Below are 11,625 nucleotides of genomic sequence, written 5' to 3'. Positions count from 1 at the left end.
GACAACGCATCAGGGACAGTGAAGTATTTGTAGCGAAACCCTGCGTTTTTAGGCATTAACGTCGTTTTTCATACATTCATGTCTGTAAGAGGAAGGTCACAGGGCCATCATTGACCAAGTGCACCTGCATATCCGCGCCAAAACGCCCCGAAGCCACCTTGCCATGCAATTGTTGCGCTTGTAACAACAAGTGCTCAAAAAGCGCCGCTCCCAGGGCCGGAGGAGCCGCTGTGGAGAAGCTGGGCCTTAGCCCGCTTTTGGTATCCGCCGCCAGGGTGAACTGCGACACCAGCAGCAAACCGCCGCCGATGTCCTTGAGGGACAGGTTCATCTTGCCCTCCTCGTCACTGAACACCCGATAGTTAAGCAGCTTGTGCAGCAGTTTGTCGGCGCTTTCGGGCGTATCTGAAGGCTCGACGGCCACCAGCACCAGCAAACCCTGGTCAATCGAGCCTACCACCTCCCCTGCGACCTCAACCCGGGCGCCACGCACCCGCTGCAACAGGCCCTTCATGCTTCTTCAGGCGGCAGGTCGAGCAGGCGCCGGGCCATTTCGCCGGTCGCACGCACCAGCGCGTCGGTGATGCCCGGCTCGGACGCCGCATGCCCGGCTTCGCGGATCACCTGCAACTCGCTGTTGGGCCAGGCCTGGTGCAACTCCCAAGCGTTATCCAGCGTGCAGATCATATCGTAGCGGCCATGGATGATGACGCCAGGCAGATGGGCGATCTTGTGCATATCGCGAATCAGTTGGTTGGGTTCCAGGAAGGAGTTGTTGGTGAAGTAATGGCACTCGATACGTGCGATGGACAAGGCGCGCTGCGGCTCGGAAAACCGTTCCACATGCTGCGGGCTCGGGCACAGGCCCAACATACGGCCTTCCCAGCCCGACCAGGCTTTGGCCGCGTGCATCTGGGCGATCTGGTCGTTGCCGGTCAGGCGCTTGTGGTAAGCGGCGATCATGTCGTGGCGCTCTTCCACCGGGATCGGTGCCACGTAGTCCTGCCAGTAATCGGGGAACAGGCGGCTCGCGCCCTCCTGGTAGAACCAGCGAATATCCTGGGGGCGGGCAAGGAAGATGCCGCGCACGATCAGGCCGAGCACACGCTCGGGATGGGTTTGCGCGTAGGCCAGGGCCAGGGTTGAGCCCCAGGAGCCGCCGAACAGCACCCACTTGTCGATGCCCAGGTGCTCGCGGATGCGTTCAAGGTCGGCGACCAGATCCCAGGTGGTGTTGTTCTCAAGGCTGGCCCTTGGCGTAGAGCGGCCGCAGCCACGCTGGTCGAAGGTGACAATATGGTAGAGGTTCGGGTCGAAATAGCAGCGGCTCTGGGCGTCGCAACCGGAGCCGGGACCTCCATGGATGAACACGACAGGCAAGCCTTCGGGGGAGCCACTTTCATCGACATACAGGGTGTGGGTGTCATCGACAGCCAGATCGTGCCGGGCGTAGGGTTTGATCTGCGGGTACCAAGTCTGCATTGCGTGCTCCGTAGGGTGTCGGGTTCATCCCTGGGGGGACGTCTATTATTTTGCCGTCTGGCATCATAAACCCGAATTGTGCAATGAGCATGTCCTTGAGCACTTAGACCTGTGTCAGCAGTTCGCACCTCAGATAACCGAGCAGATAGTCATACAGCCGATCCACCTCCGGCACCTGTTCGCGTGCCCCCCTGCGAGTTACTTTGGGCTGGGCCGGCATTCCGGCTCTTTTCCAAAGTGACCCGCCGTCAGGCGGAACCCTAAGTGGCCGTTACCGCAGCAATGGATATATACAATCCAACTGTGTTGACTGTCAGGCCGCCTTCGCGAGCAAGCCCGCTCCCACAGTTTGATCGCGGGGTGTCAGGTGGATATGCGCCGGCTGTCCGGTCGTCACGGGAGCAAGCTCCCTCGCCACAGGATCAGCGTCGTACCGAAGTTGTGTAGATACCGATGCTGCGATGGCGGTGTGTCAGTTGATAAAAGTGTTGCTGGACCACCGTTATCGCAGGCAAGCCAGCCTCCCACATTTCGAGCGCATTCCATGATGGAGCGCGGTCAAGTGTGGGAGCGGGCTTGCTCGCGAAAGCTATTGCAGCAGCACCAACAATTACCGGTAGTGCTTCTGTCCCCAAGCCAACAGCCCTTCAAGCAACTGCCTCAACACCACCCGAGTCGGCTCGGCCAAATCCGGGCGATAACGGAACGGTTCGAACTCCTCCATATAGGTGCTCTGGCACAACTCCAGCTGCACCGCGTGGATATCCTGCGCGGGGTTGCCATAATGACGGGTGATATGGCCGCCCTTGAAGCGCCCGTTCAGCACATGGGTATATTGCGGATGCTGAGCGCAGATGGCTTCCAGCTGGCTGGCTAGCTGCGGGTCGCACGCAGCGCCGTTGAAGGTACCCAAATTGAAGTCCGGCAATTTGCCGTCAAACAGGTGCGGGATCAACGAGCGGATCGAGTGCGCGTCGAACAGCAACGCATAGCCGAACTCGGCCTTGAGACGTGCCAGTTCTTCTTGCAGTTGACGGTGGTACGGCCCCCAGATTTTCTGCAGGTAACTGGCCCGTTCCTCCTCGGAGGGCGTTTGCCCTTCCCGGAACAACGGCACGCCATCGAACAGCGTCTCGGGGTACAGGCCCGTCGTAGCGCCGGCATACAGCGGCGTGTTGTCGGAAGGCCGGTTGAGGTCGATGACAAACCGCGAGTACTCCGCAGCCAGGGTGCTGGCGCCCAGTTCTTCGGCAAAGTCATACAACAGCGGGATATGCCAGTCGGTGTCCGGCAGGCTTTGCGCCTCGGGGATCAACCCAGTCTCCACCGCAGGGGTGAGGCGCAGGCCGGCGTGGGGCATGCTGATCAGCAGCGGTACGCGGCCTTGCTTGAATGTCAGAACCTTATCCACAACTGCATCCTCTCAAACAGTGACGTCGGCGCCGTGGCGCACAACGCGTTTATCCAGCTCGCCACCCAGCCAGTAGGCCAGATCGGCGGGGCGGTCGATCTGCCAGGCGACAAAGTCCGCGACCTTACCCACTTCCAGGGAGCCATGGGTATCGCCCAGGCCCAACGCGGTGGCCGCGTGTTGCGTGGCGCCGGCCAGGGCTTCTTCCGGGGTCATGCGGAACAGGGTGCAGGCCATGTTCAGCATCAGCCGCACCGACAGCGCCGGTGAAGTACCGGGGTTGAGGTCGCTGGCGATGGCGATCTTCACGCCGTGCTTGCGCAGGGCCTCCATCGGCGGCAGCTGGGTTTCACGCAGAAAGTAGAACGCGCCCGGCAATAGCACAGCGACGGTACCGGCCGCAGCCATGGCGATGGCGTCTTCTTCAGTCATGAATTCCAGGTGGTCGGCCGACAACGCGTGGTAGCGCGCCGCCAGGCTTGAGCCATGCAACGACGAGAGTTGCTCGGCGTGCAGCTTCACCGGCAGGCCAAGTTGCTGGGCGACCTTGAATACCCGCTCAACCTGCTCGGGGGAAAACGCCAGGTATTCACAGAAGGCATCGACCGCATCCACCAACCCCTCAGCCGCCAGGGCCGGCAGCATCTGGCTGCAGATGTGCTCGATGTAATCGTCGGCGCGGTCCTTGTACTCCGGCGGTAACGCGTGGGCGGCCAGGCAGGTGGCGCGCACGCTGACCGGCAGTGCTTCACCCAGGCGTCGGGCCACACGCAGCATCTTGCGTTCGTTGGCCAGGTCCAGGCCGTAGCCGGACTTGATCTCCACCGTGGTCACGCCGTCACGCAGCAAACTGCGCAGGCGCTTTTCAGCGCTCGAGAACAGCTCATCTTCGCTCGCCGCACGGGTTGCGCGCACCGTGCTGGCAATGCCGCCGCCCTTGGCCGCGATCTCGGCGTAGCTGACACCTTCGAGGCGCTGCTCGAATTCGCCACTGCGATTGCCACCAAACACCGTATGGGTGTGACAGTCGATCAGCCCGGGGGTGACCCACGCGCCTTGCAGGTCATGCACCTGGGCGTAATCCGCGGTTGGCGCCTGGCTGCGGGGGCCGACCCACTCGATGAGCGAGCCGGCAGTCACCATGGCGGCATCCTCGATGATCGAGTATTTGCCGTTGGCCATGGTTGCGACGTGGCAGTGTTGCCAAAGCGTTTTCATCAACGCCTCCCTAAGTTATCGATGAGACAAAACCGGGTCGTAATCGACCTTGGCCGTTTGCCCGGCGGCAGGCTTGACCCACAGCCAGTAGGCGATGATCAGCAGCACGATCCACACGGCGCCCACCATCAACGCCGCCTGGGTATCCGGGAAGTAACCGAGTACACCAAACACAAACAGCATGAACACAATGGCCGCTGCCGGCGCATAGGGCCAGAACGGCACCGGGAATTTCAGTTCGGCGACCTGCGCCTTGGTCATCGAGCGACGCATGGCGACCTGGGTAAACAGGATCATCAGCCATACCCACACCGTGGCGAAGGTGGCAATCGAAGCAATCAGCAGGAACACGTTTTCCGGGATCAGGTAGTTGAGCACCACACCGCCGAGCAAAGCGGCGCCCATGACCACCACGGTCATCCATGGCACGCCTTGTTTGGACAATTGCGCGAAGCCCTTGGGCGCCTGCCCTTGTTGAGCCAGGCCGTACATCATGCGGCCGGCGCCGAAAATGTCGCTGTTAATGGCCGACACCGCCGCCGAGATCACCACAATGTTGAGGATAGTCGCCGCCGAGCCAATCCCCAGGTTGCTGAAGATCTGCACGAACGGGCTGCCCTGGCTGCCGATCTGCGGCCACGGGTAGATGGCCATCAACACGAACAGGGTCAGCACGTAAAACAACAGGATACGCAGCGGCACCGCGTTGATCGCCTTGGGGATCACCCGCTGCGGGTCCTTGGCTTCACCGGCGGTGATGCCGATGATTTCGATGCCACCAAAGGCAAACATCACCACGGCAAACGAGGCGATCAGCCCACCGATGCCGTTGGGCATGAAGCCGCCATGGGCCCACAGGTTACTCAGTCCGCTGGCCTGGGTTTCGCCCGCCGAGTGAATGCCGAACAACATGATGCCAAAGCCGCCGAGGATCATCGCCACAATGGCACCGACCTTGAGCAACGACAGCCAGAACTCCATCTCGCCAAAGACTTTGACATTGCACAGGTTCAGGCCGCCGATCAGGAATACGATGCCCAGCACCCAGACCCAACGGGCCACTTCGGGAAACCAGAAGCCCATGTAGATGCCGAACGCGGTGACGTCGGCGAGGCAGACGATGATCATTTCAAAGGCGTAGGTCCAGCCGAGGATAAACCCGGCCATGGGCCCCAGGTAGGTGCTGGCATAGTGGCCGAAGGAGCCAGACACTGGGTTGTGCACGGCCATCTCACCGAGGGCGCGCATCACCATGAATACAGCAGCGCCGCCGATCAGGTAGGCCAGCAGCACGGCAGGGCCAGCCATTTGGATGGCGGAGGCGGAGCCATAAAACAGCCCGGTGCCGATCGCGGAACCCAGGGCCATGAAGCGAATATGTCGGGCGTTGAGCCCGCGTTTCAAACCTTTTTCTGGCTGGTGCATTTCTCGTCCCTAATTATTCTTATGAGGAGAAGATCGTTCCCACGCTCGGCGTGGGAACTCCGACCTGGACGCTCCGCGTCCGCTTTAAGAGCGGTGACGCAGAGCGTCACAGGATGCATTCCCACGCGGAGCGTGGGAATGATCAGGCACAAACCGAGTCGCGGTCAGAGACTTGGCAGCAACTTGGCCGGCACCAGCTCATTCAGGCAGCGGCTGGCGAGCAGTTCGCTGGCGGCGTTGATGTCCGGGGCGAAGAAGCGGTCCTTGTCATAGAACGCCACCTTGTCGCGCAGGATGCCACGGGCTTTTTCCAACTTGGGCGAGGTCTTCAGGCCGTCGCGCAGGTCCAGGCCCTGGCACGCCGCGAGCCATTCCACCGCGAGGATGCCCCGGGTGTTCTCGGCCATTTCCCACAAACGCTTGCCCGCAGCCGGGGCCATGGACACGTGGTCTTCCTGGTTGGCCGAAGTCGGCAAGCTGTCGACGCTATGGGGATGGGCCAGCGCCTTGTTCTCGCTGGCGAGCGCGGCGGCGGTCACCTGGGCGATCATGAAGCCGGAGTTCACCCCGCCATTGCCCACCAGAAACGGCGGCAGTTGCGACATATGCTTGTCCATCATCAACGAAATCCGGCGCTCGCTCAGGGAGCCGATTTCGGCAATGGCCAGCGCCATGTTGTCGGCGGCCATGGCCACGGGTTCGGCGTGGAAGTTGCCACCGGAAATCACGTCACCCTCGGCGGCAAAGACCAGCGGGTTATCCGACACTGCGTTGGCTTCTACCACCAGCACCTCGGCGGCCTGGCGCAATTGAGTCAGGCACGCACCCATGACCTGCGGCTGGCAACGCAGGGAATACGGGTCTTGCACCTTGTCGCAGTTCTGGTGCGATTGGGACACCTGGCTGCTCTCACCGAGCAGGTCGCGATAGGCCGCTGCCGAGTCGATCTGGCCACGCTGGCCACGCGCTGCATGAATACGCGCATCGAACGGCGAACGCGAACCCAGTACCGCTTCCACAGTGAGGCCGCCGCAAGCGAGGGCGCCGGCGAACAGGTCTTCGCCTTCGAACAGGCCACGCAGGGCATAGGCCGTGGACACCTGGGTGCCGTTGAGCAGGGCCAAGCCTTCTTTGGCGGCCAGGGTCAGCGGCGTGAGGCCGGCGATTTTCAGCGCCTCGGTGGCTTCCAGCCATTGGCCCTTGTGGCGTGCCTTGCCTTCGCCAAGCAGTACCAGGGACATGTGCGCCAACGGCGCCAGGTCACCGGAAGCACCCACTGACCCCTTGAGTGGGATGTGCGGGTACACCTCGGCGTTGATCAGCGCGATCAACGCGTCGATCACCTGGCGACGAATCCCGGAGAAGCCACGGCTCAGGCTGTTGACCTTGAGCACCATGACCAGTCGCACCAGCGCATCGCTGATCGGCTCACCGACGCCGGCGGCGTGGGACAGCACCAGGGAACGCTGGAGGTTTTCCAAGTCTTCGCTGGCGATGCGCGTCGAGGCCAACAGGCCAAAACCGGTGTTGATGCCATAGGCGGTGCGGTTCTCGGCGAGAATCTGCTCCACGCAGGCAACGCTGGCTTCGATCTGGGCCGAGGCGCTGTCATCCAGGCTGAGGGTTACTGGCTGCTGGTAGATGGCACGCAGTTGGGCGAGGCTCAGTTGGCCTGGAATCAGGTTTAGCGCAGTCACATTCATTCTCCTTGTGAATTGTTCTTAGGTGTTCAGTGCAAATTCGGTAATGCGGTGTCTTTAAGCAGCTGGGCAGCGGCGGCAATATCCGGCGCCAGCCAGCGGTCCTGTTCATAAGCAGGGACCACTTCGCGCAGCAAACGCCAGGCACGGTCGGTACCGGCACCGAAGCGCTGGTCCTTGAGAAACTCGAAAGCCTGGGCCGCCAGCAGGTACTCGATGGCAAGAATCTGGGTGACGTTGACCAGCACCTGGTGCAGCTTGAGCGCGGCGTTGGTGCCCATGCTCAAGTGGTCTTCCTGCAGGCCCGAGGTGACGAAATTGTCGAGCACCGCGGGTTGCGCCAACTGGCGGTTCTGCCCGCACAAGGACGCGGCGACGTACTGCACGATCATCATCCCGGAGTTGACCCCCGGGTTGCTCACCAGGAAGGCTGGCAGGCCGCTGACATGCGGGTTGACCAGGCGGTCCAGGCGACGCTCGGCCACCGAACCGATCTCGGCCATGGCGATGGCGAGCATGTCGGCCGCCATCGCGACGGACTGCCCGTGGGGGTTGGCCTGGGACACCACGCGGTAGCTGTCTGGCGTGCCCAGCACCAGCGGGTTGTCGGTGGCGCTGTTGAGTTCGGTCTCGATCTGGCGCGTGGCGTGTTCCACCTGATCGCGGGCCGCGCCGTGAATCTGCGGGATCGAGCGAATGCTCAAGGCATCCTGGGTGCGAATACCTTTACTGCTGGCAATCACCTCACTGCCGTCGAGCAAGGCACGCAGGTTGATACCCACTTGCTGCATGCCAGGATGCGGCTTGAGAGCAATGATTTCTTCGTCAAAGGCGTCGATCTGGCCGCGCTGGGCTTCGAAACTCATGGCACCGATCACATCGGCCCATTGCAGCAAATGATGCGCATCGGCCAGGGCCAGGCAACTCAGGCCGGTCATGCACGGCGTGCCATTGACCAGGCACAGGCCGTCCTTGGCGCCGAGTACCACCGGCTGCAAACCTTCAGCCTGCAACGCCTGTTGCGCCGTGACGATCTGGCCTCGGTAGCTCACATTGCCGACGCCCAGCAGGGCCACGCCGATATGGGCCATGTGGGTCAGGTACCCCACCGAGCCTTGGGACGGCACTTGCGGGGTGATGCCGTGGTTGAGCAACGCCAGCAGCGCGTGCACCACCTGCGGATGCAGGCCGGATTTGCCGTGGCTGTAGTTGATGATCGCTGCGCAGATAATCGCGCGGGTTTGCTCATCGCTGAGCACCGGGCCGACACCACAGGCATGGCTCAACAGCGTATTGCGCGACAGTTGGCTCAGTTGCTCGGTCTTGAGCGAGACGTTGCACAGCGCGCCCAGGCCGGTGTTGACACCATAGGCACGCTCGCCGCTGGTGACGATGCGCTGCACGATGGCTTGGGCATTGTCGATACGCGCCCAGGCGTGGCCCGACAGTTCGAGCATGGCGCCGTGGCGGGCGACGGCGACCACGTCCTGCCAGCGCAGTGGGGTGTCGGCGATGATGATTGTTGTTGCCTGGGACATCGTTGACCTCTTCATAATCTCTACAGCATTGCCGGCGTCATCGCGGGCAAGCCCGGCTCCCACATTTGAACTGTGTGAACCCAATCAAATGTGGGAGCTGGCTTGCCTGCGATGGCGTCCGTCAGACCACCGCCGCCCGCCGCTGAACAAAGCGGTCCACATATTCATCCGCCGGCGAATGCAGGATCTCCCGCGGGGTGCCGACCTGGATCAGCTTGCCGTCCTTGAGGATCGCAATGCGGTTGCCGATGCGCACGGCCTCGTCGAGGTCGTGGGTGATGAACACGATGGTCTTGTGCAGGGTCTTTTGCAGCTCGAGCAATTGGTCCTGCATCTCGGCGCGGATCAGCGGGTCGAGGGCGCTGAAGGCTTCGTCCATCAGGATGATATCGGTGTCGGCCGCCAAGGCGCGGGCCAGGCCCACGCGCTGGCGCATACCGCCAGAAAGCTGGTGGGGATATTTGTTTTCATAGCCTTTGAGGCCCACTGTTTCGATCCAGTGCAACGCACGTTCGGCGCAGACTTGCTTGGTTTCGCCACGCACTTTCAGGCCGTAGGCAACGTTGTCGAGCACGCTCTTGTGCGGCAGCAGGCCGAAGCTCTGGAACACCATGCTGATCTTGTGCCGACGGAATTGGCGCAGGGCTTCCATGTCCAGTTGCAGGATGTCTTCGCCGTCCACCAGGATCGCGCCACTGGTGGGGTCGATCAGGCGGTTGAAGTGGCGCACCAGGGTGGATTTGCCCGAACCCGACAAGCCCATGATGACAAAGATCTCACCGGTGCCGATGCTCAGGGACAGGTCATTGACGCCGACCACGCAACCGGTCTCGGCCAGTACCTGGTCCTTGGTCTTGCCCTGGCCGACCATGGCCAGCGCATCCTTGGCGCGTGCGCCGAAAATCTTGAAGACGTTTTTGACTTCGATTTTGCTGACAGTCGTCATTTGCTCGCCTCATGCCGTGGGCGGCCATAAGCCTGGGTAATGCGGTCGATGACCACTGCGAGAATCACGATCGCCAGCCCGGCTTCAAGGCCGCGGCCGACGTTGAGGGTCTGGATGCCGACGAGCACGTCTTCACCCAAGCCACGGGCGCCGATCATCGAGGCGATCACCACCATCGACAGCGCCATCATGGTGGTCTGGTTAATCCCGGCCATGATGCTCGGCAACGCCAGCGGCAATTGCACGCCGAACAGTTGCTGCCAGCGGTTGGCGCCGAAGGCGTTGATGGCTTCCATGACTTCGCCATCGACTTGGCGAATACCCAGGTCTGTCAGGCGAATCAGCGGCGGCGCGGCGTAGATCACCGTGGCGAAAATCGCCGGGACCTTGCCCAGGCCGAACAGCATCAGCACCGGGATGAGGTACACGAAGCTGGGCATGGTTTGCATGATGTCCAGCAGCGGCATCAACACTGAACGCAGGCGATTACTGCGCGCCGAGAGGATGCCCAGGGGGATGCCGATCAACACCGAAATCACCGTGGCCACCATCATCAATGCCAGGGTTTGCATCAGCTTGTCCCACAGGCCAACCGCGCCCACCAGGAACAGCAGACCGACAATCACCGCCGTGGTCACCACCTTGCGGGTGGCATGCCAGGCAATACCGCCGACGATGGCCAGCATCAGCCACCAGGGCGCTGCGCGCAGCAGGCCTTCCAGGTTGACGATGGCCCACAGCAGCGTATCGGAGATGTGCCGGAACACATCGCCGTAGTGGGTGACCAGTGCGTCCACCCAACCGTTGACCCAGTCGGCGATGGAAAAGGTAATGCTCTCAGGAAACATATCGTGCTCTCGATCCAGTGGGTTGTGGCCAGCCGCCCGGCCACCCTTGAGGGTAGCCGTGCACACTTGACCTACAAGGCCGCGTCGATTTTCTTGGCTGCGTCGTCGCTCACCCAGGCGTGCCAGACTTCAGGATGTTCCTTGAGGAATATTTTCGCCAGTTTCGGCGACTCGATCCGCTCCTTGGCCATGCGGCCCAGGTTCTGGTTCAGCAGGTCGATGGGCAGGTTGACCTTTTCCAGCACGGCCACCAGTTCCGGGGCTTGCTCGTGGAAAGTCTTGGAGAGGCCGACCTTGATGCTCACGGTTTTGTCCACGCCGGGCTTTTCTTCCAGCTTGACCAGATCGACCTGGCCCATCAGCGGTGTCGGTGACCAGTAGTAGAACAGGATCGGCTCGCCACGCTTGTAGCTCGACAGCACCGCTGCATCCAGCGCCGGGCCGGTGCCCGGGCGGAAGTTGGTGTAGGTGCTTTCCAGGCCGTAGCTCTTGAGCATTTCGCTGTTGTCTAGCTCGCAAGTCCAGCCGGCCGGGCAGTTGTAGAAGCGGCCCTTGGACGGCTCTTCCTGGTCCTTGAACACCGAGGCGTACTTGGCCAGGTCGGCGATGTTTTTCAGGTCCGGCGCCTTGGCTTCCAGCTTGCGCTTGGCGTCGCCTTCGATCACATAGCGCGGCACGTACCAGCCTTCGACCGCGCCGACCACCGGAGCACCGACGCCCACGACTTTGCCGGCCTTCTCGGCTTTGTTCCAGACCTCGCTGCGACCTACCCACTCCTCGGCGAACACTTGGATGTCGTTACTGCCCAGGGCGTTTTCCATGGTGATGGAATTGCCCGGCAAGCTGTCGGTTTTGCAGTCGTAGCCTTTTTCCAGCACGGTTTGCAGGATGTCGGTGAGCAACATGCCGCTTTCCCAATTCAGGCCGGCGAATTTCACCGGTTTACCCGACTCGCACCAACCAGCCGCCTGGGCGCCGGCACTTGCCAGCACGCCAGCTGCGAACAAAGTAGCCAGCAAGGTCTTATTCATAGTCATTGTTGTGACGCTCCCAATCA

Annotated in this window: 10 protein-coding genes; all 10 read right to left on the bottom strand. The window is 61.8% G+C overall.

The features are described 5' to 3' along the window. Positions 1-76 precede the first annotated feature (76 nt). The 10 genes from dtd to BT199_RS14360 all read right to left on the bottom strand — a co-directional run bounded on the left by dtd (position 77) and on the right by BT199_RS14360 (position 11,605). On the bottom strand, positions 77-514 hold the full coding sequence (gene dtd / locus BT199_RS14405; RefSeq protein ID WP_060764872.1) for a D-aminoacyl-tRNA deacylase: 438 nt from the start codon (positions 512-514) through the stop codon (positions 77-79). Then, positions 511-1,482 carry a prolyl aminopeptidase gene (gene pip, locus BT199_RS14400; protein ID WP_014716544.1) on the bottom strand — a complete coding sequence of 324 codons (972 nt, stop codon included), beginning with the start codon at positions 1,480-1,482 and terminating at the stop codon, positions 511-513. Before pip ends, dtd begins: the two co-directional genes overlap by 4 nt. Positions 1,483-2,092: 610 nt before the next feature. Continuing rightward, on the bottom strand, positions 2,093-2,893 hold the full coding sequence (gene hutG, locus BT199_RS14395) for an N-formylglutamate deformylase (RefSeq protein ID WP_072434771.1): 801 nt from the start codon (positions 2,891-2,893) through the stop codon (positions 2,093-2,095). A gap of 12 nt (positions 2,894-2,905) precedes the next feature. Then, a complete protein-coding gene (gene hutI / locus BT199_RS14390) occupies positions 2,906-4,111 on the bottom strand; it encodes an imidazolonepropionase (RefSeq protein WP_014716541.1) in 1,206 nt (401 codons plus the stop codon). A gap of 15 nt (positions 4,112-4,126) precedes the next feature. Continuing rightward, positions 4,127-5,536: an amino acid permease gene (locus BT199_RS14385; RefSeq protein WP_014716540.1), complete on the bottom strand. Its 1,410-nt coding sequence runs from the start codon at positions 5,534-5,536 to the stop codon at positions 4,127-4,129. 164 nt (positions 5,537-5,700) lie between these two features. After that, positions 5,701-7,239, bottom strand: a complete 1,539-nt coding sequence (hutH, locus tag BT199_RS14380; protein WP_020302387.1) for a histidine ammonia-lyase — start codon at positions 7,237-7,239, stop codon at positions 5,701-5,703. 26 nt (positions 7,240-7,265) lie between these two features. Then, positions 7,266-8,774 (bottom strand): histidine ammonia-lyase, encoded by a 1,509-nt coding sequence (gene hutH / locus BT199_RS14375; RefSeq protein ID WP_072434769.1) that lies wholly within the window; start codon positions 8,772-8,774, stop codon positions 7,266-7,268. A 121-nt stretch (positions 8,775-8,895) separates the two neighbouring features. Continuing rightward, the gene (locus BT199_RS14370) at positions 8,896-9,720 is read right to left on the bottom strand and encodes a quaternary amine ABC transporter ATP-binding protein (protein ID WP_014716537.1); all 825 of its coding nucleotides are present in this window, start codon (positions 9,718-9,720) and stop codon (positions 8,896-8,898) included. Next, a complete protein-coding gene (locus tag BT199_RS14365) occupies positions 9,717-10,568 on the bottom strand; it encodes an ABC transporter permease (protein ID WP_020302389.1) in 852 nt (283 codons plus the stop codon). Before BT199_RS14365 ends, BT199_RS14370 begins: the two co-directional genes overlap by 4 nt. A gap of 71 nt (positions 10,569-10,639) precedes the next feature. Then, a complete protein-coding gene (locus BT199_RS14360; RefSeq protein ID WP_014716535.1) occupies positions 10,640-11,605 on the bottom strand; it encodes an ABC transporter substrate-binding protein in 966 nt (321 codons plus the stop codon). Positions 11,606-11,625 lie beyond the last annotated feature (20 nt).

Origin of the sequence: Pseudomonas sp. NFR02, assembly GCF_900119375.1 — a bacterium.
Classification (GTDB): domain Bacteria; phylum Pseudomonadota; class Gammaproteobacteria; order Pseudomonadales; family Pseudomonadaceae; genus Aquipseudomonas; species Aquipseudomonas paracarnis.
This window is presented reverse-complemented; position numbering and strand designations above follow the sequence as displayed.